Annotated in this window: 20 protein-coding genes; 16 read left to right on the top strand and 4 right to left on the bottom strand. The window is 61.3% G+C overall.

Annotation, left to right across the window (positions count from 1 at the left end):
- The first annotated feature begins 2 nt into the window (after window positions 1–2).
- Entirely contained in the window at window positions 3–557 is a 555-nt protein-coding gene (locus ACFWYE_RS10655) for a GNAT family N-acetyltransferase (RefSeq protein ID WP_379111249.1), read from the top strand.
- Window positions 557–1,024, top strand: a complete 468-nt coding sequence (locus ACFWYE_RS10660) for a GNAT family N-acetyltransferase (RefSeq protein WP_379111251.1) — start codon at window positions 557–559, stop codon at window positions 1,022–1,024. The genes ACFWYE_RS10655 and ACFWYE_RS10660 overlap by 1 nt, the downstream gene beginning before the upstream one ends.
- Here the strand turns inward: ACFWYE_RS10660 and ACFWYE_RS10665 are convergent.
- The gene (locus ACFWYE_RS10665; RefSeq protein ID WP_379111253.1) at window positions 1,011–1,910 is read right to left on the bottom strand and encodes a LysR family transcriptional regulator; all 900 of its coding nucleotides are present in this window, start codon (window positions 1,908–1,910) and stop codon (window positions 1,011–1,013) included. The genes ACFWYE_RS10660 and ACFWYE_RS10665 overlap by 14 nt on opposite strands.
- Before the next feature lie 125 nt (window positions 1,911–2,035).
- Here ACFWYE_RS10665 and ACFWYE_RS10670 point away from each other — a divergent pair, with 125 nt between their 5' ends.
- The 4 genes from ACFWYE_RS10670 to ACFWYE_RS10685 are packed head-to-tail and all read left to right on the top strand — an operon-like array spanning window position 2,036 to window position 4,582.
- On the top strand, window positions 2,036–2,707 hold the full coding sequence (locus tag ACFWYE_RS10670) for a cysteine hydrolase family protein (protein WP_379068834.1): 672 nt from the start codon (window positions 2,036–2,038) through the stop codon (window positions 2,705–2,707).
- Window positions 2,704–3,042: a GYD domain-containing protein gene (locus ACFWYE_RS10675; protein ID WP_379111255.1), complete on the top strand. Its 339-nt coding sequence runs from the start codon at window positions 2,704–2,706 to the stop codon at window positions 3,040–3,042. Before ACFWYE_RS10670 ends, ACFWYE_RS10675 begins: the two co-directional genes overlap by 4 nt.
- A gap of 33 nt (window positions 3,043–3,075) precedes the next feature.
- Window positions 3,076–3,882, top strand: coding sequence for a transporter substrate-binding domain-containing protein (locus ACFWYE_RS10680; RefSeq protein WP_379111257.1), 807 nt, complete (start codon window positions 3,076–3,078; stop codon window positions 3,880–3,882).
- Between the two features lie 28 nt (window positions 3,883–3,910).
- Entirely contained in the window at window positions 3,911–4,582 is a 672-nt protein-coding gene (locus tag ACFWYE_RS10685; protein WP_379111259.1) for an amino acid ABC transporter permease, read from the top strand.
- Window positions 4,583–4,624: 42 nt separating this feature from the next.
- Here the strand turns inward: ACFWYE_RS10685 and ACFWYE_RS10690 are convergent, their stop codons facing one another.
- Window positions 4,625–6,424 (bottom strand): NAD(P)/FAD-dependent oxidoreductase, encoded by a 1,800-nt coding sequence (locus ACFWYE_RS10690; RefSeq protein WP_379111261.1) that lies wholly within the window; start codon window positions 6,422–6,424, stop codon window positions 4,625–4,627.
- Between the two features lie 437 nt (window positions 6,425–6,861).
- Here ACFWYE_RS10690 and ACFWYE_RS10695 point away from each other — a divergent pair, with 437 nt between their 5' ends.
- From ACFWYE_RS10695 to ACFWYE_RS10725, 7 genes are all read left to right on the top strand, one after another.
- The gene (locus ACFWYE_RS10695; protein WP_379111418.1) at window positions 6,862–8,061 is read left to right on the top strand and encodes a DUF6600 domain-containing protein; all 1,200 of its coding nucleotides are present in this window, start codon (window positions 6,862–6,864) and stop codon (window positions 8,059–8,061) included.
- A gap of 330 nt (window positions 8,062–8,391) precedes the next feature.
- A complete protein-coding gene (locus ACFWYE_RS10700; RefSeq protein ID WP_379111263.1) occupies window positions 8,392–10,173 on the top strand; it encodes an acetolactate synthase 3 large subunit in 1,782 nt (593 codons plus the stop codon).
- A gap of 146 nt (window positions 10,174–10,319) precedes the next feature.
- Entirely contained in the window at window positions 10,320–13,301 is a 2,982-nt protein-coding gene (locus ACFWYE_RS10705) for a CHAT domain-containing protein (protein ID WP_379111265.1), read from the top strand.
- Window positions 13,302–13,338: 37 nt separating this feature from the next.
- Window positions 13,339–13,911, top strand: coding sequence for an acetolactate synthase small subunit (gene ilvN / locus ACFWYE_RS10710; RefSeq protein WP_379111267.1), 573 nt, complete (start codon window positions 13,339–13,341; stop codon window positions 13,909–13,911).
- Between the two features lie 103 nt (window positions 13,912–14,014).
- The gene (locus tag ACFWYE_RS10715; protein ID WP_379111269.1) at window positions 14,015–14,611 is read left to right on the top strand and encodes a LysE family translocator; all 597 of its coding nucleotides are present in this window, start codon (window positions 14,015–14,017) and stop codon (window positions 14,609–14,611) included.
- A gap of 189 nt (window positions 14,612–14,800) precedes the next feature.
- A complete protein-coding gene (locus tag ACFWYE_RS10720) occupies window positions 14,801–16,090 on the top strand; it encodes an efflux RND transporter periplasmic adaptor subunit (RefSeq protein ID WP_379068864.1) in 1,290 nt (429 codons plus the stop codon).
- A gap of 6 nt (window positions 16,091–16,096) precedes the next feature.
- Window positions 16,097–19,252, top strand: a complete 3,156-nt coding sequence (locus ACFWYE_RS10725) for an efflux RND transporter permease subunit (protein WP_379111271.1) — start codon at window positions 16,097–16,099, stop codon at window positions 19,250–19,252.
- Between the two features lie 99 nt (window positions 19,253–19,351).
- Here the strand turns inward: ACFWYE_RS10725 and ACFWYE_RS10730 are convergent, their stop codons facing one another.
- Complete coding sequence (locus ACFWYE_RS10730) at window positions 19,352–19,897, bottom strand: TetR/AcrR family transcriptional regulator (protein WP_379111273.1); 546 nt, start codon at window positions 19,895–19,897, stop codon at window positions 19,352–19,354.
- Window positions 19,898–19,987: 90 nt separating this feature from the next.
- On the opposite strand from ACFWYE_RS10730, the gene ACFWYE_RS10735 reads away from it, so the two are divergent.
- Both ACFWYE_RS10735 and ACFWYE_RS10740 read left to right on the top strand, forming a co-directional pair.
- Window positions 19,988–21,457, top strand: coding sequence for an MFS transporter (locus ACFWYE_RS10735; protein WP_379111275.1), 1,470 nt, complete (start codon window positions 19,988–19,990; stop codon window positions 21,455–21,457).
- A gap of 120 nt (window positions 21,458–21,577) precedes the next feature.
- Window positions 21,578–22,069: a GNAT family N-acetyltransferase gene (locus ACFWYE_RS10740; protein WP_379111277.1), complete on the top strand. Its 492-nt coding sequence runs from the start codon at window positions 21,578–21,580 to the stop codon at window positions 22,067–22,069.
- Window positions 22,070–22,104: 35 nt separating this feature from the next.
- On the opposite strand, the gene apaG is transcribed toward ACFWYE_RS10740, so the two are convergent.
- Complete coding sequence (gene apaG, locus ACFWYE_RS10745; protein WP_379068875.1) at window positions 22,105–22,497, bottom strand: Co2+/Mg2+ efflux protein ApaG; 393 nt, start codon at window positions 22,495–22,497, stop codon at window positions 22,105–22,107.
- A 191-nt stretch (window positions 22,498–22,688) separates the two neighbouring features.
- On the opposite strand from apaG, the gene ACFWYE_RS10750 reads away from it, so the two are divergent.
- The gene (locus ACFWYE_RS10750; RefSeq protein ID WP_379111279.1) at window positions 22,689–23,840 is read left to right on the top strand and encodes a glycosyltransferase; all 1,152 of its coding nucleotides are present in this window, start codon (window positions 22,689–22,691) and stop codon (window positions 23,838–23,840) included.
- Window positions 23,841–23,853: the final 13 nt, after the last annotated feature.

The following is a 23,853-nucleotide window of genomic DNA, read 5'->3' on the forward strand; positions in this document are numbered from 1 at the left end:
CCATGACTGCAATCGAAATCAGAACACTCAGCAACTCGCCGGAAACCCTGGCGGCATTGATCGAAACTCTCATTGAAACAGTCGCTGCCGGCGGCTCGGTCAGTTTCATGCATCCGCTGTCCCCCGAAGCCGCAAGGGCGTTCTGGGACCAGTCGCTGGCAGCCGCTGCACGTGGTGACCGGATCGTACTGGGAGCCTTCGAAGGGGATGTCCTTGCCGGTACGGTGACATTGCTGCTCGGACTGCCGCAAAATCAGCCGCATCGAGCCGAAATTGCCAAGCTGATGACGCGGCATGGTCATCGGGGCAGGGGTATCGCCACCAGATTGATGCAGGCTGCGGAAGAATACGCCGTGCGAGAGGGCCGCACGCTCCTGGTCCTCGACACTGCAGCCGATGGTGGTGCGGGGTCTCTGTATCAGAGGCTCGATTTCACGCTCGCTGGCGAAATTCCGGACTACGCGTTGAAACCTCATGGAGGTCTCAGTGGAACGCTGCTGTTCTGGAAACGGATTGGCCAGACAGATACCGGCGAAATTGGCGGAGGCCTGCACTGATGACATTCGCGATCACACTGGAAGATCCGGCCAAACCCGAGATCGTTGCGCTGCTGGAAGACGGGGAAAGGTATGGTGCTTCGCTCTATCCCGCTGAGAGCAACCATTTCCTGTCAATCGACGAATTGCGGGCCGACAATGTCCGTTTCGCCGTGGCGCGGGATGCTGATGGCGTTGCCATCGCCACGGGGGCATTGGCACTCAACGACGGTTGGGCAGAGCTGAAGCGCATGTGGGTAGTGCCGACTGCCAGGGGCAAAGGCTTGTCCAGGGCGGTGCTGGCAGAACTGGAAGCCAGCGCGCGCGCGGCTGGCATCACCTTGTTGCGACTGGAGACCGGCATTGCCAATCACGAGGCTCTTGGCCTTTATGAACGCAGCGGCTTCGTACGCATTGGGCCATTCGGCGAGTACCGACCTGATCCATTGAGCGTTTTCATGGAAAAGCGACTGGTCAGCTTTTCATAGCTTCCAGAAATTCGATCATGCGGGCTATGAAGGCCCTCAGCAAGGGATCGTCGGCGCGATCAGCGGCCAAGACGAAATAATAGGCGCGCGCCGCAGTGATGGCTGTGGAGAAGGGCTGGATCAGGCGGCCTTCGTTCAGATAGCTGCCTGTGAGCACGTTGGATAACAAGGCGATGCCTCGCCCTTGAACGGCGGAGGAGACGGCGTGGGCTACGGAAGGGACACGCACTCTGGCGCTGCCCTGTAGATCGACGCGGGCTGCGATCGCCCATTTGTTCCATTCCTGACCATCGTCCTCATGCAGCAAGGTGATGCCATTCAGCCGGCGTTCGCGATGTTGCAGGTCCAGGCGAGGAAACAAAACCGGCGAACACACGGTCCTGAGTTGCACCTCGGAGAGCAATTGCCATGAGCGGCCAGGGAAGGGTGGGTTGTCGTAGACGACGGCGATGTCGCTATGCTCCCAATCGACGGCGTCCGCGACGATCGCCTCGTTGATGGTCAGATTGGAGATGCCTCTGCTTTCGGCGAACTCTACGACAGCGCTGCTCAGCCAGGCGACACCAAGCGCGGTTGGCAGCGAAACCGCGAGCGACCGTGTTGCACCATGGATGTCATGCCGGCCGGAGTCGCGGACGGCGGTCGAAAGCTGCGCCAGGGCCTGTGAGACCGTGCGCGAGAAGTCCCGCCCGGCCTCGGTCAGCGCGACGTTGCGGCCGTCGCGCTCGAACAGGACAATTCCGGTGGCATCGCCAAGCTTGCGCAACTGCAAGGAAATTGCACTCGGGCTGAGATGAAGCTCGTCGGCCGCGCCGCGCAGTGTTCCGAGCCGTGAAACCGCCTCGAAAGCCTTGAGATATGGCAGAAAGGCTAGAGGTCGAACCATCGGCAACATAGCTCGGCAGTATGTCTATTGTTTAGTTTTCCTAAGCAATTCTGGTCAGGATAAATCGTTTTTGTCAAACGGTTCCGGCTGTTACCAATAGAAGGTACCGATCCGAGGAGGACTTCATGATTTCGGCCCAGCCGTTCGACTTTCCCTATGACGGCAAACTGTCTGCCAGTGCCACAGCGCTGGTGGTGATCGACCTGCAGGAGGACTTCCTCTCCAACACCGGCTATTTCGCCAAAAGCGGCTACGATCCATCGCCGCTGCGGGCGATCCTGCCAACGGTCAACAGGCTGATCCTTGCTGCCCGCGCCGCCGGTGTGCGGGTCGTCCATACGCGCCAGGGCTATCGCGGCGACATGGCGGATATGACGCCTTATGAGAAATGGCGGCGCAAGCGCAATGGCCTCGAAGGGACAGAGGTTCTGCTGCGTTCGAGCCCTGGCTTCCAGATAGTTTCAGACATCGATGTTCGGGACGAGGACATCATCGTCGACAAGACCTGCAACGGCGCCTTCACCTATACCGACTTCGAGCATGTGCTGCGCGCGCAAGGCATAAGTCATCTGCTTTTCAGCGGCTGCACGACGGATGTCTGTGTGCACACGACACTGCGCGAAGCCTGCGATCGCAACTTCCAGTGCCTGACCATCTCGGACGCCTGCGCCAGCGGCGATCAGTATGCGCATGAGGCGGCGCTGCATATGGTGACAGTCGAGAATGGCATCTTCGGCACGATCGCCCACTCCGATGCCGTGCTGGCCGGCCTGGCCAAGCTGGCGAGGGCAGAATGAGCGGCGATCGCGTCACGCTGGGCGCAAACGAAACTCCCGAGCCGCAGCGCTATGTCTCGTTGATGCGACTGACCGCCAAGGGTCTGGCGGAATTGTCGGACAGTGCCGCGCGCCGGAAGCGCAGTGAAGAGCGGGTGGCCGCACTCGGCGGTCGATCGATCGCCTTCTATGCCACGATGGGACCTTACGACTTCGTGCAGGTGTTCGAGATGCCGAGCAACGAGGCGATGATGCAATATGTGCTCACCGCCCGCCGCGACGGCCATGTCGATCCGTTGATCATGCCAGCCTTCGATCCTCCGACGTATGGGGGGATCGTCGAGCGCGTCCGTTAGCCACGATAAACAACAAACAAAAAGGGGAACGCAATGACCAGAGCTTTCATCATCGGAGCTGCCGTGCTGCTGAGCACGCAGGCAGCCTTGGCGGGGGCGCCGAGTTTCGTGTCGGACGGCGCGATAAGTGTTTGCACCACGGCGGCCTTTCCGCCCTTGTCCTACAAGAAGGATCCTGGCGACACGGTTCCTGTCGGCATCGACATCGAGATCACGGAGGCGCTGGCCAAAATATGGGGCGCCAAAACGTCCTATGTCATCACTGATTTCGCCGGCCTGCTGCCAACGCTGGGGTCAGGCCGCTGCGGCATGATCGTCTCCGGCATCTACGTCAACGAGGAGCGCCGCAAGACCTATGATGGCGTGCGTTACATGAAGTCGGCGACGGTCCTGGTCACCAAGGCCGACAATGGGGAGATTACCGCGCCCGCCATGTTGAGCGGTCGAACGGTGGCACTTGAGGCTGGCACCTACTATCGCGAGGAACGACTGGATCCGCTCAACAAGGAACTTGCCGCCGCTGGTAAGCCGGCAGTGGTCATCCAGAACTATCCAGCACAGCAGGGCGCATATCAGCAGGTTCTGGTCGGCCGCGCGGACGCTACCTTGACCGAGGAAGCGGAGGGCGCCTTCCGCGTCGCCAGCGCACGGGACCAGTTGAAGATCGCCTATACCTGGCAGTCGGATTTTACCTACGGCATCTACGTTGCACGGAAAGAAGGTGACGCGGCGGCTATCAAAGGGGCGCTGAAGACCCTCCGCGAAGAGGGTTTCTTTGCCCGGCTCGCAGAGAAGTACGGGCTGAACCCGGCGGTATTCGATGTGGATTACGAGTCCTGACCGTTTCTAGCCCGAGAAGCCGCCGGCGATGACCTTCGATATCGATCTGTTCCTGAGGGCGATAGCTTCGCCACCCATGCTTTGGGGGGCGATCGTGGCGTTGCTCCTGTCGGTCGTGGTGCAGGCGGTGTCGTTCGCCGCCTGTCTGCCAATCGCGCTTTGCCTGAATTCCCCGAGGCGCGGCCGCAATGCGGCCGCGCAGGTCTATGTCTGGGTGTTTCGTGCTGCACCGCTGCTGCTGGTGTTGCTGCTGATCTGGAACGGAGCGCCGCAACTTGTTCCGGCCCTGCTCAAGGCCAGTTGGTATACGCCGTTCTTTGCCGCTACGATCTCGTTCAGCCTGGTGACGGCTGCCTATATGGCCGAAATCATGAAGGGTGCGCTGCGTGCCATCGGCCCCGGCCAGTACGATGCCGCCAAGGCCCTTGGCTTGACGCGTTTCCAGGGCTTCCGGCTCGTCATCCTGCCGCAGGCGCTGAGAATTGCGCTGCCGTCCCTGGTCAATGAGTTCATCAATCTGGTGAAGCTTACCTCACTCGCCTACGTCATATCGTTGCGCGAGATCATGGCGGTGGTCAATGACGCCATCGCCGCCAGCTTTCGTTTCGTCGAGTGGTACTGTGCCGCGCTTGTCTATTATCTCGTCATCGTGTCGGTCCTCATGATGGTGCAGTCCGCCATCCAGAAACGTCTGGGCTGATGGTGGCTTCAGCGGAGCGAATCCGCTGCAGGGAGGCGACATTCAACCTTTGTGATGTACTTCCTGCAGTCCATAGACCTTCGTGGGAATGCCTGCTTGCCGGGCCTTCAGTTGCAGGGACAGGAACTGCGAATAGTGGCGTGACTGATGCAGGTTGCCGCCATGGAACCACAGTGCTTCCTGCTGCGTCGGCTTCCACATGTTGCGCTGCTCACCTTCCCAGGGGCCTGGATCCTTGGTGGTGCTGGAGCCGAGGCCCCAGCATTTGCCGACCTTGTCGGCAACGTCCTGGCTGATCAGTTCGGCGGCCCAGCCATTCATCGAGCCGTAGCCGGTGGCATAGACGATGACGTCTGCGGGCAATTCGGTGCCATCCTCGAGCAGCACGGAATGTTCCTTGATCTCCTTGACCTGGCCGCGCTGCAGCTTGATCTCACCGTCGATGATCAATTGCGAGGCGCCGATGTCGATGTAGTAGCCGGAACCGCGGCGCAGATATTTCATGAACAGACCGGAGCCGTCGTCGCCCCAGTCGAGCATGAAGCCGGCTTTTTCCAACCCGTCATAAAACTTGGCGTCGCGTTCCTTCATCTGCTGGTAGAGCGGGATCTGGAACTCATGCAGGATCTTGTACGGCACGGAGGCGAAGATCAGGTCGGCCTTGGCGGTGGTGACACCGTTCTGGATCGCCTGTTCCGAATAAAGCGGCCCCAGCCCGACCTCCATGAGGGTATCGGACTTGACGATGTGCGTGGTCGAGCGCTGCACCATGGTGACATCGACGCCGTTTTCCCAGAGGGCGGCGCAGATGTCGTGGGCGGAGTTGTTGGAGCCGATGACAACCGCCTTCTTGCCCGCGTATCTGTCAGGTCCCGGATGCTTCGAGGAATGGTGCTGGTCGCCCTTGAAGGTCTCCATGCCCTTGTATTTCGGCAGATTGGGCCGGCCGGACATTCCGGTGGCAAGCACAAGCTGCTTGGGCCTCAAAACGATATCCTTGCCGTCGCGCCGCACCGTGACGGCCCATTCCTTCTTGTTGTCGTCGTAGGATGCACTCCTGGCCTCGGTTGAGGACCAATAATTCAGCTCCATCACCTTGGTGTACATTTCCAGCCAGTCGCCGATCTTGTCCTTGGGAGAGAAGATCGGCCAGTTCTTCGGGAAGTCGATATAGGGCAGATGATCGTACCAGACCGGATCGTGCAGGCAGAGTGACTTGTAGCGCTTGCGCCAGGAGTCGCCCGGACGTTCATTGCGCTCCACGATGATGGTCGGCACGCCGAGCTGGCGCAGCCGTGCGCCGAGCGCTATGCCGCCCTGGCCACCGCCGATGATGAGCGTGTGCGGCTGGGTGGCAAAGCCGAGTTCGACCTGTTCTTTCTCACGCTCCTCCTTCCAGCTCGGCCGGTTCTTGCCTTGGCCGTGCTTGGCGCCGAGCGGGCGGGTGAAACCCGTCTTTTCTTCATGTCCCTTGAGTTCGGCCGCGGTGGTGAGCAGTGTCCAGATCTTGCCATCCTTCAGCCGGATGTGACCGTAGCCACGCGCCGCCTCCGTCTCGAATGTGATCCAGCCTTCCAGCAATCCATCGCTCTCGGTGGCATCTTCGCCTTCGGCGATCGCGAAGTTCGATGGCCTGATGGCACTGAGCTGGCTCTTCAGCATGGCGCGTATCTGGTCGTGGCCTTCCAGAGTCTTGATGTTCCAGGTGAAGGCGACAAGGTCGCGCCAATAGCAGTCGTCCTGGAAGAAGGAGACCGCCTTCTCGATGTCGTTGGCGGCGAGGACGGCACCGAAATCGGCCAGCAGTCTGGAAAGCTTTGCGTTGGGTGCCTTGTCGAGCATGCGGTTTCCTCCCTTCGAATCGTGATGGTCGTTTGTGGCGGTGCCGATCCTCCCGGCCGCGTAGGGAAAGTATCGGCAGAGACGGCGGCCTTCGTCACGCCCCACCATAGTTTGCGGTGATTTCAATGGGTTGTGGCCGTTTCGGTTTGCTGCACCGCGTACTCGCGGGAACGTGATCGTGCCTGCCGCAATACGGTCTTGGTGCTTTGAAAGCCTGTCTTCAGCGATATCTCGGTCCGCGTTGAGGGACGGCCGCCGGTCGCGTTTCGCAGAAGGGCACGGGCATTGGAGTAGGTGTCGTGAATGCGAAAGGTATTTCTATGACAGGCCGCCGCCTGAAGGCTGCGTCCCTGGTTTTCATCCTTGCGGTTAGCGGAACGACCGGTGTTTCGCTGATAGTGCCAGCGGTCCAATCGGCGCATGCCGCCCCGGTTCCCATGGCGGTGCGGGAACGTCTCACCAGATATGGCGTATGGCAGATCTCGCGGCGATACGGTGAGGTTTGGGTCCCATCCGTTGCCGTTACGTGGCGCCCATACACCGTTGGCCGGTGGGTGTGGACCGACGACGGGTGGTACTGGGAATCGGGCGAACCCTTCGGAGCCGTCGTCTTCCATTATGGGCGCTGGGCCTATGACGACGATCTCGGCTGGGTCTGGGTGACCGGAGATGAATGGGCACCGGCCTGGGTCGTCTGGCGCCACAACAATGACTATGTCGGCTGGGTGCCGGCGCCGCCACCTGAGGAGCGCGTGGTGTTCCGCGACGTCTGGTGGTCGTTTGTGCCGGTCGTGGCGATCGGCGCTGCCGAAGTTCTGCCGGCACTGCGCCCTGTCGAAGACAATGTGACGATCGTGCGCAACACCACCATCATTGAGCAGCGTGTGGTGGTGAACAACATCTACAACAACTATAACAGTCAGACCGTGCGGGTGGAGAACCGAGCCATCCCGATCAATGCCGGGCCGACGCTTGCACGTCTGCCGCAGGCTGTGGCTGCCAAGGTTCGGGCGGCGAAAATCGTGCCGCCGCCCAAGGGGTCTTTGGCATCGGCCAGGCTCGATGTTTCGAAGGCTCGCGAGGTCAAGCTCAGGGCTGCGTCATTGCAGCCGGGAGAGCTCCCATCCTCGCCCGGCCAACCTTTGGTTGGCGCGGCCCCTGTTGCTCCCGCTCCTACAGGGCCGGTCAAATCCAATAACACGACCGCGAGCAAGCCAACGGCCGCGGCGCAGCCCGCCCAGCCGCCGAAACCTGCGCTATCAGCCACCAGCGCAGAAACGCAACAACCGTCGAAAAGGCCGCTGCCACCTACAGCAGGCAAGGGGGCGCCCAGGGCCATGGCCAATATCGACAGGAAGAAAGCTGGGCCGCAACAGGTCCGTGCGAACAACGCACCACGGAAGCTGCCGCCATCAAATCCTGCAGTTGCGCAGCGTCACCGTCCCGATACCGCGGTCATGCAAGGTGGCGGTCGTCCCCAGCAGGGGCCGGCAACTTCCCGGCCGGTACCTCCACGTCAAATGGCTCGTATGAACGCTCCACATCGGCCGCAGGTTGCGCCTCACAAGCCAGCAGCACCGGCACGCAAGCCAATGAAGTGCGATCCACATGATCCACACTGCAAGGCAAAGGGCTGACTGGCGTTGTTGGCCAGAAATTTTTCGCCGCAATCGTTTCGGCGGATTGCGGCGTCCCCGTTCGAGTGGAAGTACAGACGCTCATCGATGTTGAAATCGGCGCGATATCCCGGTTGACAGCACTTCATGCTTGCACCTATTGTCCGCCACGATGAACAAGACGGTACTCATTCTCGTAGGACGGCGCGTGGGCAAGGCGGTGTAACCGCCGGGCGAAGTCCTCCCATGCGCAGACACACAGGCTCCCTCGGGGGCCTTTTTTGTTATCCAGAATATGACCAGAATACCAGCAAGCGCTTGAAAAAGCAGGAAAAGACGGAACGGGACCCCATGAGCAACGGACAAAGCGAACGGCGCGAGATGACAGGCGCCGAAATGGTTGTGCAGGCGCTGATCGACAACGGCGTCAAGCATCTCTTCGGCTATCCGGGTGGCGCGGTCCTTCCGATCTATGACGAGTTGTTCCAGCAGGACGCCGTCCAGCATATCCTGGTCCGCCACGAGCAGGGTGCCGGCCATGCTGCGGAGGGATACGCGCGTTCGACGGGCAAAGCCGGCGTCATGCTGGTGACCTCAGGTCCAGGTGCGACAAACGCAGTGACGCCGCTGCAGGATGCGCTGATGGATTCCATTCCGCTGGTGTGCCTGACCGGGCAGGTGCCGACATCGCTGATCGGCTCCGACGCTTTCCAGGAATGCGATACCGTCGGCATCACCCGGCCCTGCACCAAGCACAACTGGCTGGTGAAGGACGTAAACGAACTCTCCGCCATCATCCACGAGGCGTTCCATGTCGCCACCACCGGGCGTCCGGGGCCGGTCGTTGTCGACATCCCGAAGGATGTGCAGTTCGCTCGCGGAATCTACACGCCGCCGCAGACAGCGCCGCGCACTTCCTATCAGCCGAAGATCCAGGGTGACCTCGACAAGATCAAGGCGGCGGTCGAGATGCTGGCCGGCGCCAAGAAGCCGATCATCTATTCCGGCGGCGGTGTCGTCAATTCAGGGCCCGAAGCAAGCCATCTGCTGCGCGAGCTGGTTGATCTGACCGGCTTCCCGATCACCTCGACGCTGATGGGACTTGGTGCGTATCCGGCATCCGGCAAGAACTGGCTCGGCATGCTCGGCATGCACGGCACCTATGAAGCCAACATGGCCATGCACGACTGCGATGTCATGCTGTGCGTGGGCGCACGATTCGACGACCGCATCACCGGTCGCCTCAACGCATTCTCGCCAAACTCCAAGAAGATCCATATCGATATCGACCCGTCTTCGATCAACAAGAACGTGCGTGCCGATATCGGCATCCTCGGCGACGTCGGCCGGGTTCTGGAAGATCTCGTGCGGTTGTGGCGTGCCACCGCCAAGACCGACAAGAAGACGCTTTATCCCTGGTGGGAACAGATTGCCCGCTGGCGCGCTCGTGACTCGCTTGCCTACAAGCCGAGCAACGATGTGATCATGCCGCAATATGCGATCGAACGGCTCTACGAACTGACCAAGGACCGCGACACTTACATCACAACCGAAGTCGGCCAGCATCAGATGTGGGCGGCACAGCATTTCCATTTCGACAGACCGAACCACTGGATGACCTCCGGCGGGCTCGGTACGATGGGCTACGGCCTGCCGGCGGCCCTCGGCGTGCAGATCGCGCACCCCGAAGCGCTGGTCATCGACATCGCCGGCGATGCCTCGGTTCAGATGACGATTCAGGAGATGAGCGCTGCGGTGCAGTACGACGCGCCGATCAAGATCTTCATCCTCAACAACCAGTACATGGGTATGGTGCGCCAGTGGCAGCAATTGCTGCACGGCAACCGGTTGTCGCATTCATACACGGAAGCCATGCCGGACTTCGTCAAGCTGGCCGAGGCCTACGGTGGCCATGGCATCCGCTGCGAAAAGCCGGGCGATCTCGATGATGCCATCAAGGAGATGATCTCGGTCAAGAAGCCGGTGCTGTTTGACTGCCGTGTCGCCAACCTTGCCAATTGTTTCCCGATGATCCCGTCGGGCAAGGCGCATAACGAGATGCTGCTTCCGGACGAGGCCACCGACGAGGCGGTTGCAAACGCCATCGACGCCAAGGGCAGGGAGCTGGTCTAAGCTTGCTCGCGGCAAAGGACATTGCGACGGTGGCCTTTGCCGCACTCCCCTTAGCGCCTAAGTGGGCTTGCACGGCTTCGCGTGTACTCTGGCGCGTGAAACGCCTGGGCTTGGCCGGTGCGATGGTTGTCGCGCTCGGGCTGCCCGTGTCTGCTCAGCAAGCAGTGCAGTCTCCGGATGGTCAGACGCCGCAGACAACTCCGCGACCGCCAGAAATCCAGGCGGTCGAGACAGCGATCCGCAAATCGGACTTTGCGGACGCGCGCCGGAAGGCTTTGGCGCTGATCGACGGAAAATTTGCCAAGCGTGATCCGAAGGCGGCCGCGTATGCTGCCTATCTGCTGGCGCAGAGCGACATGTATTCCGAGAATTGGACAGATCTCTACGACACGTTGTTCAAACGTGCCGATACGGTCATCCGCAATCTCGATGAGCGGCGTGCGGACGAGTTCTCGCTGCTGCTGGCCGATGCAGCCGGTCGAACGGGCAGGACGGATGAGCAGGACAAATTGCTCGACCTGCATGTCCAGGCGATTGCAGAGCGTTCGGGGCCAGATTCGGAGGCTGCGCTTAATGCGCGTGTCGACGCCGCCTATTCGCAACTGACGGCCAGGCGGCCTGAGATTGCGGAAAAGCGCCTGTTTGCCGCGCTTAATGCCATGGAAGTTGCGGGTCGCGCGGATCTGTTCTTCAAAACGGCCGGGCAGGCCGGCGAAAATTTCCGGCGCTTTGCCGGCGCCGATGCGGCGCAACGCGTTTTCCAGCGTGGCCTCGACTCCAAGTTCATGGAGACTGACACGGGGCCGGGCCGCGGCTTTCTGATGTTCAATGTCGGCGTGTTCCTGCGTGGTGACAAGAACTACGGCGAGGCGATTAAATTCGGCTATCAGGCGCTCACCGTGCTTGCCGATCATTTCGGCATGGGCAGCGTGGAAGCTTTGAATGCTTATGACGGGCTGGCCCAGAGCATGCATGCCGCCGGCCAACTCGCCTCGGCTGAAGCGGCCTATCAATACATCTATGAAAACGGTTTGAAGTCGCTCGGCGAGGACAATGCCGATCTTTGGCGCATGATGAACAACCGTGCTGCCGTCTTGCGCTCTCTCAAGCTGCCTGCGGCTGCACTGGAATTCGATCGATATGCTTATGACAAACGCTTCAAGGCGTTTGGCGGTGGGGCGAACGACACCGTGGTCTCGGCCATGAACATGGCGCACGACCTGTTCGAGGCCGGCCGCTGGAAGGATGCAAAGGCAGCATTGTCCGCGATAGGCCGCATTGTCGCCCAGCCTGGGTTCAACCCGGCTTACCGCCGACAGACAGAGCGCTGGCAGACCTATGCGCAATATCGTCTGGGGGAACGCAAATTCAGCAAGAAGGAGATCCAGGCGCGCGACACCACGCGCTTCACCGAGGGGGCTGATATCGAACAGTCGATGGCCTTCTTCGATCTCTATGGCGACAAGGCCGAGGAAATGAGCCTTCCCCAGGACGCCCTGGCTTATCGCGAACATGCCGTCAGCATTGCACGGGAGCAACTGGGCGATGCGCACCCCGTGACTTTCGAGGCGCAACTCGCGCTGGCAAGGCTGCAGGAGAAAGCGGATGCCAAGGCGGCCGTCGGTACCTATCGCATGCTCGATGCCGTGATGTTCGACTGGGCGCGTTCAAGTGTTTCTGCCTCAGGCAGTCTGCGGGCGGCGCAGGCGGTGCGCATTCTTGCCGACGATATGCTGGGTTCACTTGCCGGCTTCGCGACGCATCAAGCCGATGCTGCCGAACTGTTTGCGTCGGCGCTCGACAATTGGAAGACGCTGACGCGCAGCACCGAACGGCAGTTGCGGGTCGAGGCCGAAACGACCAACGATCCACAGTTGCGGGATTTGATCAGGGGTTATTTCAGCGATTTCGGACGGTTCCGAGAGATCGTCACGGCCACTCTCTACACCGATGCCCTCGCACCTCAACGAGAGGCTATGGAGGACGCGCGCAAGGCCCTGAACGCAGCGCTCGAAAAGCGAGGCGAGGCGCCTGTACAGCCATGGATAAAGAGCAAGATCGAGGAAGCTGGACCCGTGGACAGACCGGCACCCGGCGATGTCATAGTGGATCTCGCCGTCATCAGCGAATGGCCGGCGGACGGGGGTGGTAGCCCCAGCAAATATCGTGTTTTCGCAACGATCTCCCGCGCGGATGTGCCCGCGGAAGTCGTCGAGGTGGATGCCTTCGATCCGCAAGGCGGCAAGGCGGAGCCCGCAAACAGCTTTTTCGAGAAGCTGGCGAAAGTTGTCGGTAACGCTGCGAAAGGCGCGAAGGCGCTCTATGTCATCCCGACCGATTTTCTCTATCCGGTCGATTTCGCTGAATTGCGCCCAACGGGTGACAAGCGGTTGGGCGAGCTGGTCGATGTGCATGTCGCGACCAGCCGGCAGGCGTACCAATTCCGGGCGAAGGAAGATCGCCCGGCTGCCGGTGATGGTATCCTGCTAGCCGGCGGTCTCATCTACAACGATGACGGTAGCAGCTATCTGCCAGGCTCGCGCGACGAGGTCGAAAAGATCACCGCGATCGCGCGAGGGAAGGGACTGGTCGTGCAGGTAGCCGAAGGCAAGGACGGCAGTGAGGCTGCGATGCGTGCCGCTGCCGGCGGCAAGACAATCCTTCATTTTTCGACACACGGTTTCTTCATCGACGGAGAGGGGCTGTCTGCTCGCTTGATGAATGCCGGTTTCGAGCTGTCCGGTGCCAGGCTTTCGGACACGCCTAAGGAAAGTGACGATGACAATATCGTCTACGCGCGTGAACTTCTGAACTGGAATCTCCGGGCGTCACAGCTCGTGGTCGTTTCCGCCTGCGACACAGCGCTGGGTGATGTTGGGGTAACGTCCACGGTACGCGGCCTGCCGCTGGCCCTTTCCGTGGCAGGAGCACGGCGCACATTGCTGACGGTCGAAAAGGTCAGCGATGCGGCGACGGTCCAGTTCATGGCGCGCTTCTACGAAAACCTCCTGGGAGGTGGTCTTGGCTACGCGGACGCCTTCATCAAAACCAAGCGTGACGCCTGGGCTGGTAAAATAGACGGTTTCCCGGCGGACTTGACGAGCGCTTACATCCTCTTCGAACATTGATAGTACCGGCAGCAACCGGCAAATACAGGACGAGACAATGACACAGCACCTTCAACCCACCGGCTCTGCGTATTTCATCGCCAAGGAGACGGAAAAGCCGGAAAACCATACTTTGTCGGTGCTGGTCGACAACGAGCCGGGCGTGCTCGCCAGGGTCATTGGTCTGTTTTCCGGCCGCGGCTACAACATCGAAAGCCTGACCGTCTCGGAGACCGAGCACGAGAAGCATCTGTCGCGCATCACCATCGTGACGCGCGGCACGCCGCATGTGCTCGAACAGATCAAGCACCAGCTCGAGCGTATCGTGCCCGTGCACCGTGTGGTCGATCTTACGGTCCGATCGACCGAACTCGGACAGGAACGGCCGCTGGAGCGGGAACTCGCGCTGGTCAAGGTGGCGGGAACCGGCGACAGCCGTGTCGAGGCACTGAGACTGGCGGATGCCTTCCGCGCCAGCGTGATCGATGCCAACACCGAGCATTTCATCTTCGAAATCACCGGGAAGGGCTCGAAGATAGACCAGTTCATCGCCATCATGCGCCCGCTTGGCCTTGTCGAGATCTGCCGTACCGGCGTGGCGGCGATGAACCGCGGTCCTCAAGGGATGTGACGTGCCGCCTCGGCGGCATTGTCACCGATACAACAATTTCCGTGACTTGCACCGGGAGACAGGTCAACTACGCTGACCTGTCTTGCCGGCCTCATACCCAACCATGTCCTTTGACGCTTTTCTGGCTCTTGTCGTGTATGCCTTCGTGACTTCGGTCACGCCGGGGCCGAACAACTTCATGCTTCTGGCTTCCGGCGTGAATTTCGGCTTTGCCCGCAGCATCCCGCATATGATCGGCATAAGCGTTGGCTTTCTGATCCTGGCCCTTGCCGTTGGCCTCGGGCTGGGCGCGGCGCTTACGGCGTTTCCGGCGTTGCATACGGCGCTGAAGATCGCCGGCGGCGCGTATCTGCTTTATCTCGCCTGGAAGATTGCGATGTCACGTTCGATGGGGAACAGTGGCGAGCAGAAAGCACGTCCGATGACACTGCTCGAAGCGGCCGCCTTCCAGTGGGTCAATCCCAAGGCCTGGGTGATGGCGGTGACGGCCATGGCGGTCTACACCAATCCCGATCGCCCATTCCTGTCCGTTGCGGTGATCGCCATCACCTTCGCCATCGTGAACCTGCCCACGATTTCGGGCTGGGCTGGCTTCGGCGTGGCGTTGCGTGGTTTCCTGTCCGATCCCGTCAAGCTGAAATGGTTCAATATCGTCATGGGTTTGGCGCTTGCCGCAACGCTCTGGCCGATGCTGCGCTGAGGTGCCGATCACGCCGCCGTGAGTTTGTGCAGTGCATTAAATCTTTGTAATGAAGGCGTTTTGACCATTTTCAGTCGTGAAGTTGCGCTATCTTAGTCTGGGATTCATCGCGCACGACCTCATTCGATGAGGTGCATACGGATGCGCCGGGACCGACGAAGGGTCCTGACCTTAGATCGAGAGGGCGCATTGACGGTTCGCAACAAAACATTCATCGGGCTTATCGGAGGCGTCGTTGTCGTCGCCGCAGGTGCCTATCTGTTGCCTGCCCAAGCCTCGAAGATCTGGCATATGCTGCCATTCGGGCAAAAGGAAATCGCGGCCGAGGCAGCTACCGGCGGAAACAGCGGCGGCAGCCGTTCACAAGGTGGTGGCCGTGGTGCCGTTACCGTGGCAACTGCGACGGCCAAGGTCGCCGATTTTCCGATCCAGCGTTATGCGATCGGCTTCCTTGCGTCACCGGCGGTGGCAAACATCAATGCACGCGTCGCCAGCCAGGTTATGACCATTGCCGTCGAGGACGGACAGATGGTCAAGCAGGGTGATCTTCTCATCACGCTCGATGATCGCGCGCTGAAGGCGCAATTGGAAAAGGACATGGCGACGCTGGCCAAGGATCAGGCTCTGGCGGCGAGCGCTGATGCCGATCTGGATCGTGCCAAGAGCCTGCTGGCCAGGCAGACAGGGACGCAGCAGGCTTATGACCAGGCTTTGGCTGCACAGAAGGCAGCACAGGCCACGGTGGCTGCCGATCAGGCGGCGATAGATGCCGACCAGGTTCAACTTGGCTTCACCACGATCACCGCGCCGATTTCAGGTCGGCTGGGCGCCGTGAGCGTCAGTGTTGGCGATCTCGTTACAGCTGGCGGAAGCACCGGCACCGGCGCCACACCGCTGGTGACGATCACCGAAATGGACCCGTTGCGCGTCGCCTTCAATCTGCCGGAGGCCGATCTTTCCCTGCTGCAGCAGGCGGTGGCGAAGCCGGGTTCGGTTTCGGTGACCTTGCACAAGGATGGCACCCCGGCGCCGATCGGGTCCGGTACGGTTGATTTCGTAAATTCCACCGTGGACACCGCGTCTGGCACCATTACGGCGCGGGCGACGGTACCCAATGCCGACCTCAAGCTATGGCCTGGGCAATATGTGAACGTGACGGTCAACGCCGGTATCATGCCGCAAGTCGTCACGGTGCCGACGCAAGCCGTGCAACCCAGCCAGCAAGGCTCATTTGTCTATGTCGTGAAGGCCGACAACACGGTCGAAGCACGCCCGGTCAAGGTGGCGATCAGCCACGAGAACGAAAGCGCTATCGCCAGCGGCTTGCAGGATGGCGACAAGGTGGTGGTGGACGGCCAGTTGAGCCTGAAGCCAGGTACCGCCGTGCGCGAGGCGGAAGGCGCCGGGAAGAGTGGGACCGGCGGAAGCACGTCTCCCAAGGCTGCCGTCAAGGCAAACGGAAACGAAACGGCGGGCTGACCGACCATGATCTCCGAATTCTGCATCCGCAGGCCTGTCGCGACACTGCTGATGTCGATCGCGCTCATTCTGGGCGGTCTGTTTGCCTATAAATTCCTGCCGGTTGCTGCACTTCCGAGCGCGGAATTCCCCACTGTCAATGTTTCTGCATCACTGCCGGGCGCATCGCCCAATGCGATGATGACATCAGTTGCGGTTCCGCTCATCAAGCAGATCGCCACCATTGCCGGCGTGGATTCGATTTCGACCACCAATTCGCTCGGTTCCACCTCGATCGCCGTGCAGTTCGCGCTGAACCGCGATATCGACGCCGCCGCAGCCGATGTGCAGGCGGCAATCGCGCGAACGCAGCGGCAATTGCCGCCTGAAATGACGTCGCCGCCAAGCTACAGAAAGGTCAATCCGGCCGACGCGCCGATCCTGCTTATGGCGTTGACCAGTGATACGGTGCCGCTGACCGACCTCGACGCCATTGCCCAGAACGTGATTTCGCCTTCGCTGTCGACCATCGACGGTGTTGCCCAGGTCATGGTCTGGGGTTCGAAGAAATACGCTGTCCGTATCCAGATCGATCCGACAGCGCTGGCCGCGCGCGGCATCTCCATCGACCAGCTGCAGGCAGCGGTGCAGTCGGCAAACAGCAACGCGCCCGTGGGTGTGCTGCAGAACAGCCAGCAGCAGCTCACCATCACCACCAACACGCAGCTGCAGGACGCGGCCGCCTTTTCCAAGATCATCATCGCGACCAAGAACGGCAATCCCGTCCGTCTTGGCGACGTCACGCGTGTCATCGATTCCGTGCAGAGCACGACATCGGCCTCCTGGTTCGACAAGACGCGCGGCATCATCCTGGCCGTGCAGCGCCAGCCTGATGCGAACACCGTCGAAGTGGTCGATCGGGTCAAGGCGATGCTGCCGTCATTCGAAGACCAGATGCCGGCGGCTGCATCGATTCAGCTGATGAACGATCGCTCGACCTCGATCATCGCGGCCGTCGATGACGTGCAGTTCACGTTGCTGCTGACCATCGGGCTGGTGGTGCTGGTGATCTTCGTCTTCCTGCGTCGGGTGACCGCGACGATCATTCCGGCCGTGGCGGTGCCGATCTCGCTGATCGCCACGCTGGGCGTGATGTTCCTGCTCGGCTTCTCCATCGACAACATCTCGCTGATGGGATTGACGCTCGCGGTCGGCCTGGTCGTCGACGACGCCATCGTCATGCTGGAGAACATTTACCGGCATATGGAGGAAGATGGGCTGCCGGCCTTTCAGGCCGCCGTCAAAGGCTCACGCGAGATCGGCTTCACCATTCTGTCGATGTCGATTTCGCTGGTGGCGGTGTTCATCCCGGTTCTGCTGATGGGCGGCGTCATCGGCCGTATCTTCAACGAATTCGCGGTCGTGGTGACGGTTGCGATCCTCGCCTCGATGTTCGTATCGCTGACATTGACGCCGATGCTGTCGGCGCACCTCCTGACCTTGCCGAAAGGCCACAAGACAGGGCAGGGGGTTGAGCACCAGCATGGCTGGCTGACCCGTGCCTATGACCGGGTCTTGACCTGGTGCCTTGCAAACCATGTGATCGTGTTCCTGGTCTTCCTTGGCACCGCCACACTCTCGGTCTGGCTGTTTACGGTCTCGCCCAAGGGTTTCCTGCCGCAGGAGGACATCGGCCAGATCTCCGTTTCGACCCGTGCGCGCCAGGACATCTCGTTCGACGCGATGGTGAAGCTGCAGGCCCAGGTCGCCGAAGTTTTCGAGAAGTCTCCCTATGTAGCGCACGTCTCGTCGACTGTTGGCGGTGGTTTCGGTTCGGGCGGTCTCAACCAGGGATCGCTGTTCGTCGAGCTGAAGCCGAAGAGCGAACGGCCCGAGATGGCGGACGTGATGGCAAGCCTCAGGCGGCCACTCGCCGACGTACCCGGCATCGGCACCTTCATGCAGCCGGTGCAGAACCTGCGGCTGGGGTCACGCTCTTCAGCCAGTGCCTATCAGCTGGTCGTCCAGGGTCTGAAGACCGACGAGACCAACGATTGGGCGCAGAAACTGACGGAGGCGATGCAGGCCGATCATGCGATGTTCGCCGATGTCAACAATGACCTCCAGAACACGGCGCTGCAGGCTTCGCTGATTGTCGACCGCGACAAGGCGGCCACCCTGGGTGTCGACACCAACACGCTGCTAAACAGCCTCTACGGTGGTTTCGGTACCGACCAGGTGACGACCATCTTCGGTGCCGCTGACAGTTACCAGGTCATCACCGAACTCGATCCGAGGATCGACTGGTCGCCCGAGCGTATGCTGTCGATCCAGTTTCGCACAGCCAGTGGCTCGCTGGTGCCGCTCGGCGCCTTCGCCCGTGTCGACCGGACGGCTGGACCGCTCACCATCAACCAGCTCGGCCAGCTGCCGGCGGTGACGATTTCCTATAACCTGCCGCAAGGCGTATCGCTTGGCGATACGGTGACGCGCATCGAGGCGCTCAAGGCCGAGATCGGCGTGCCAAAGACGATTGCCACCTCCTTCTCGGGTACGGCCAAGACGTTCCAGGATTCACTCGCCAACCAGGGCCTTCTCATCGCCGGCGCGATCCTGACCATCTACATCGTGCTTGGCATGCTCTATGAGAGCTTCATCCATCCGCTGACCATTCTAACCAGTCTGCCTTCGGCGTTGCTCGGTGCGGTGTTGTCGCTACGGCTTGCTGGAATGGATGTCTCGGTTATCGCCGTCATCGGGCTTCTGATGCTGATAGGCATCGTCAAGAAGAACGGCATCATGATGATCGACGTGGCGTTAGTGTTGCGCCGCGAAGGACGAAGTGCGCGCGACGCTATCCACAAGGCCAGCGTCATGCGTTTCCGTCCGATCATGATGACGACGCTTGCCGCCATCATGGGCACGCTGCCGATTGCCATCGGCGAGGGCGCCAGCGCCGAACTTCGTCAGCCGCTCGGCGTTGCCGTGGTCGGCGGACTGATGGTTTCGCAGGTGCTCACCCTGTTCGTCACGCCCGTGATCTATCTGTACATGGAGTGGCTGTCGCAATGGCTGCTGAGCCTCGTCCGCAAGGGCAGGAAGCCTGATCTCCATCTGGTCGAAGGGGCTGCGCAGCCGTCGCTGTTCGACGAGAACAAGGACCGTCAGGTCGCCGCGGAATAGGTGAGGACACTATCGCCGAACCCACTTTGCAGTATGGCCTGATCCTGTTGGCGGTGTAACCTTCGGTCGGTTGGCAGATGCGATGAGCCTGCGCGGGCATTATTCGATGCGTGTCAGCTTTAGCATATCCGTGAACAGGGCGTGCCAATCGGCTTCATCCAGGCTGATCAGGCCGAGCGCCTTCAACAGGAAGGCGCCTTCGCCGGCCAGGAAGGCCACGGCGATCTGGCGATCCGCCGGCCTGGACAGGTCGAGTCTTGTCAGAAAGCCATTATACCATTCCCGGCTTTCGGCGACGCGCTCCGGTGCCTCAAGCAATGCCGTCATCATGACGGCGGATCGCGAGTGTTCCTCCTCATCCTCGTCCCGCGTTACAGAAAGATGCGCCCGGATCATTGACACTGCCGACGGATCGGGACCAGCTTCCTGCTTCACCTTGGCTTCGTAGGCATCTGCCCAGCGGGCGATCATCGCGCGGATCAGATTGTCCTTGGTGCCAAAGCAATATTGCACGCCGCTCTTGGTGATGCCGGCGGCTTTCGCCACCGCGTCGAAGCTTAGCCCCGACGCTCCGAGCTCGGTCACCACCGTCTCGGCGGCGTCGAGGACCTTGTCGCGGTCGATGCTGCGCGGTCTTCCTGACATCTGACCCCTTCCATTTCAATACGATCGTATTTATATGCATGTCCGTGGCCGTTCAAGGCCGTGGATAAAAGTACACTGAAGGAAGTCATCATGTCCCCGTCCAACCGCTGGCTGGTTCTGGCCATCGTGTCGAGCGCGCTGTTCCTGATCGTCATAGACATGACGGTGCTCTACACCGCGCTTCCCACGCTGACGCACGAGCTGAGGGCAACGGCGACGGAGAAGCTCTGGATCATCAATGCCTACCCGCTGGTGGTCGCCGGCTTGCTGCCGGGCGTCGGCACGCTGGGCGACCGGCTCGGCCACAAGCGCATGTTCCTGGCCGGCCTCGTCGTGTTCGGCCTGGCCTCGCTGGGAGCCGCGTTTTCACTGGCTCCGGCCTGGCTGATTGCGGCCCGCGCCTTGCTCGCTGTTGGTGCCGCCATGATGATGCCCGCCACCCTGTCGCTGATCAGGCTGACCTTCATGGATGAAAAGGAACGCGCCTTCGCCATCGGCGTCTGGGCGGCGGTGGCTTCTGGCGGTGCCGCCTTCGGGCCGGTCGTCGGCGGCGCGCTGCTGGAGCATTTCTGGTGGGGCTCGGTCTTCCTGATCAACGTGCCGGTGGTGCTGGTCGCGCTGCTCGCCGGGGCAACGTTGCTGCCCAACAGGCCAGGCAACAGTGACCACCCCTGGGATCTGATCGGCTCGATCCAGGTCATGATCGGTCTTGTGGGACTGACCTATGCCATCAAGGAAATCGCCAAGCGCGATCCGTCATGGCCGACAGCCGCACTCACCTTCACAGTCGGTCTCATCACCATCGTCGTCTTCGTGCGCCGCCAGCTCGCCAGCCGCACGCCGCTGATCGACTTCTCGCTCTTCACCAATGCGCGCTTCTCGGCGGGTGTGGCGACCGCCATGGTGGCGTCGGCGGCCTTGATCGGCGTGGAGCTGGTGTTCAGCCAGCGTCTGCAGCTGGTGCTCGGTCTCTCACCGCTGCAGGCCGGCCTGATCATCCTGCCGATCCCGCTCGCAGCCTTCGTCGCCGGCCCATTGACCGGCCTGGCGTTGCCACGGATTGGCGCCACGCGCGTGCTGTGGTCGTCACTGTTTCTTGCGGGGGCGATGCTTGTCGCCTATCTCCTGGTCTACCGTGGCGAAACCTGGCTGTGGCTCACCGCGCTGTCGCTGATGGGCTTCGGCTTCGGCGCGGCAATGACGGCGGCGTCCAGCGTCATCATGCTGTCGGCGCCGGAGGAACGCGCCGGCATGGCGGCTTCGATCGAGGAGGTCTCGTTCGAGCTTGGCGGCGCGCTCGGCATTGCCTTTCTCGGCTCGCTGATGTCAGGGCTCTACACCTATGCCCTGGTGTTGCCGCAAGGCATTGCGGCACAAGCGGGCGACAGCCTCGATGAGGCGTTGATTGTCGCCGAGCAACTGGCGCCTGTCGAAGCAGAAGCGCTGACCAATCTTGCGAGTGCTGCCTTCGACCAGGCTTTTTTCGGCGTCATCGCGGCAGCGGCAACGCTGCTGGTCGTCGTCAGTCTGGTGATCTGGAGGAGGACTGCGACGGTTTGAGTGTTATCTCTCCTGGAGCGTTTCCGGTTTTCGAGGAAGCGCTCTAGCTATCTGTTTCTACGCAATTCCGGACGGAGTGTGTCACACACCTTTCCTGGAGTTGCCTATTCAGGCGATCCAATGTTCGAAATTCGACCCGCTGAAACAGCAGACTATCCGCGGATCGTGCGGCTCTGGCACCAAGGATGGCATGATGCCCATGCGGCTCTTGTTCCAGCCGGAGTTCTGGCGTTTAGGACGATAGACCACTTCGCTATCTGGCTGCAGGAGGCGCGCGATGCCTTCTACGTTGCTGTCGACGCCGAACTGCTGGGGTTCGTTTCGACGAAGGGCTCCGAGATCGTCAAGCTCTATGTCGACAGAGATGCTCGCGGAGGCGGCGTAGCCCATCGCTTGCTCTTCTTCGCGGAACTCAATCTGGCGGAAAGCGGAGTACAGGAGGCTGAACTGTTCTGTACGGCAGGCAACAGCCGGGCCGAAAAATTCTATCAGCGCGAAGGATGGATCATCTCCCGATCGTTTGACGATCACCTCTGGATGCCGAAAGGCCAAGGCGGGCGCTTTGTCGTGCGGACGCATCGTTTTCAAAAGACGGTCACGCCGGCAACATAAGTTCGTCGCAGGCGGGGGGCCGCGCACATTTCCCCTCAGTTCACCACGCGCCTGGCGTCGGGCAGGTCGAGCGAGAAGGCCGGGATGGCGATGTCGAACTGCTCGCCGCGCGCATTGCGCATCGTGTAGTGCCCGACCATGATGCCGGATGGCGTCGAAAGCGGGCAGCCCGACGTGTATTGGTAGCTGTCGCCGGGGTTCAGTTCCGGTTTTTCGCCGACGACGCCAGGTCCGCGTACTTCCTCCACTTGTCCCATACCGTCGGTGATGTGCCAGTAGCGCGACAGAAGCTGCACGAACTCGTCCGAGCGGTTGTCGATCGTCACCCGGTAGCCCCATACGTAACGGCTCTCGTCGGGGTCCGAGCGGTCTTCGAGGTAGAAGGGTTCCACCTCGACCACGATGTTGCGGGTGACTGCACTGTACATGGGCAACCTGATGCGACTCGGTACCAAAAACTGCAACGAATTTCCGCCCGTGCACCGTCATGGTCAACCTTCTGTCATGTGCACGACATGAAACGGTGATGGTGTGCGCCGATCGCGTCCGGTCCCGTGATGATTCCTGGACGCAGCCTAACAAGGCTTTCAGGCCGCGTTTCCGGGGGTGACCTGACTTCATGGACCTGACAATCGCAGCCGCATCTTTCTCTGCCGCCCTGCTTCTCACCAATCTCGTTTCCATAGGACTGGCGTGGTCCCAGCTGGAACGACGACGCACTGCACCGGCACCTCGTAGCGATGCACCGCCGGTTTCGATCGTCATACCCGCGCGCGGTATCGAGCCCTTTACGCCCGAGACGCTTGAGCGCGCCTTCCGGCTCGACTGGCCGGACTACGAACTGATCTTCTGTGTGGCCCACACCGATGATCCGGTTGCGCTGGCGATCCGCACCACCATGGCGCGTTTCCCCGAGGTACCGGCGCGTCTCCTGTTCGGCGACGATCGTATCAGCGGCAATCCCAAGCTGAACAACTGCGTCAAAGGCTGGGAAGCGGCGCGGCACGACTGGGTGATCCTGGCCGACTCCAACGTCCTGATGCCGCGCGACTACATCCAGAACATGATGCAGGCCTGGCGCCCCGACAGCGGCCTCGTCTGCTCGACGCCGGTCGGTTCGCGTCCAGACGGTTTCTGGGCCGAGGTCGAATGTGCCTTCCTCAACACGCTGCAGGCGCGCTGGCAATATACCGGGGCTGCCGCCGGTCTCGGCTTCGCGCAGGGCAAGAGCATGTTGTGGTCGAAGCCGCTGCTCGATGCCAATGGCGGCATCCACGCGCTGGCCGCCGAGATCGCCGAGGACGCTGCAGCGACCAAGCTGGTCAACGGGCTCGGCCTTAAGGTCCACCTGGTGGCTTCGCCGTTCGAGCAGCCGCTCGGGCACCGCAAGGTGGAGGCCGTGTGGTCGCGCCAGGCCCGCTGGGCAAGACTGCGCCGCGTCACCTTCCCGTTGTTTTTCGCGCCGGAGCTGTTTGTCGGCGCGGCCATGCCGCTGCTGTTCGCGCTGATTGCCGCCGCCGGCTCAGGCGCAGACATGCTCTCGACCACCTTGCTGGTGCTGGCTGCCGTCTATCTGCCGGAATACGCGCTGGCGCTGGCCAAGGGCTGGCACGCCTCGCCGCGGCTGATCGCCGCCATGGTGGTGCGCGACATCATGGTCCCGGCCATCTGGCTGCGCGGCTGGCTCGGCGGCGCCATCGACTGGCGCGGCAACACCATGAACATCACCACCAAGTCCGATGAAGCCGAGGAGGTTCTGTCGGGCGCCTGATCTCTCCGGTATC

The organism is Mesorhizobium sp. NPDC059025 (genome assembly GCF_042739655.1).
In the GTDB taxonomy this organism is placed as follows: Bacteria; Pseudomonadota; Alphaproteobacteria; order Rhizobiales; family Rhizobiaceae; genus Mesorhizobium.

What these genes read in the sequence shown, in the direction of transcription:
- ACFWYE_RS10655 (WP_379111249.1), top strand. Translation starts at nt 3, where the DNA reads ATGACTGCAATCGAAATCAGAACACTCAGCAACTCGCCGGAAACCCTG.
- ACFWYE_RS10660 (WP_379111251.1), top strand. Translation starts at nt 557, where the DNA reads ATGACATTCGCGATCACACTGGAAGATCCGGCCAAACCCGAGATCGTT.
- ACFWYE_RS10665 (WP_379111253.1), bottom strand. Translation starts at nt 1,910, where the DNA reads ATGGTTCGACCTCTAGCCTTTCTGCCATATCTCAAGGCTTTCGAGGCG.
- ACFWYE_RS10670 (WP_379068834.1), top strand. Translation starts at nt 2,036, where the DNA reads ATGATTTCGGCCCAGCCGTTCGACTTTCCCTATGACGGCAAACTGTCT.
- ACFWYE_RS10675 (WP_379111255.1), top strand. Translation starts at nt 2,704, where the DNA reads ATGAGCGGCGATCGCGTCACGCTGGGCGCAAACGAAACTCCCGAGCCG.
- ACFWYE_RS10680 (WP_379111257.1), top strand. Translation starts at nt 3,076, where the DNA reads ATGACCAGAGCTTTCATCATCGGAGCTGCCGTGCTGCTGAGCACGCAG.
- ACFWYE_RS10685 (WP_379111259.1), top strand. Translation starts at nt 3,911, where the DNA reads ATGACCTTCGATATCGATCTGTTCCTGAGGGCGATAGCTTCGCCACCC.
- ACFWYE_RS10690 (WP_379111261.1), bottom strand. Translation starts at nt 6,424, where the DNA reads ATGCTCGACAAGGCACCCAACGCAAAGCTTTCCAGACTGCTGGCCGAT.
- ACFWYE_RS10695 (WP_379111418.1), top strand. Translation starts at nt 6,862, where the DNA reads ATGGCGGTGCGGGAACGTCTCACCAGATATGGCGTATGGCAGATCTCG.
- ACFWYE_RS10700 (WP_379111263.1), top strand. Translation starts at nt 8,392, where the DNA reads ATGAGCAACGGACAAAGCGAACGGCGCGAGATGACAGGCGCCGAAATG.
- ilvN (WP_379111267.1), top strand. Translation starts at nt 13,339, where the DNA reads ATGACACAGCACCTTCAACCCACCGGCTCTGCGTATTTCATCGCCAAG.
- ACFWYE_RS10715 (WP_379111269.1), top strand. Translation starts at nt 14,015, where the DNA reads ATGTCCTTTGACGCTTTTCTGGCTCTTGTCGTGTATGCCTTCGTGACT.
- ACFWYE_RS10725 (WP_379111271.1), top strand. Translation starts at nt 16,097, where the DNA reads ATGATCTCCGAATTCTGCATCCGCAGGCCTGTCGCGACACTGCTGATG.
- ACFWYE_RS10730 (WP_379111273.1), bottom strand. Translation starts at nt 19,897, where the DNA reads ATGTCAGGAAGACCGCGCAGCATCGACCGCGACAAGGTCCTCGACGCC.
- ACFWYE_RS10735 (WP_379111275.1), top strand. Translation starts at nt 19,988, where the DNA reads ATGTCCCCGTCCAACCGCTGGCTGGTTCTGGCCATCGTGTCGAGCGCG.
- ACFWYE_RS10740 (WP_379111277.1), top strand. Translation starts at nt 21,578, where the DNA reads ATGTTCGAAATTCGACCCGCTGAAACAGCAGACTATCCGCGGATCGTG.
- apaG (WP_379068875.1), bottom strand. Translation starts at nt 22,497, where the DNA reads ATGTACAGTGCAGTCACCCGCAACATCGTGGTCGAGGTGGAACCCTTC.
- ACFWYE_RS10750 (WP_379111279.1), top strand. Translation starts at nt 22,689, where the DNA reads ATGGACCTGACAATCGCAGCCGCATCTTTCTCTGCCGCCCTGCTTCTC.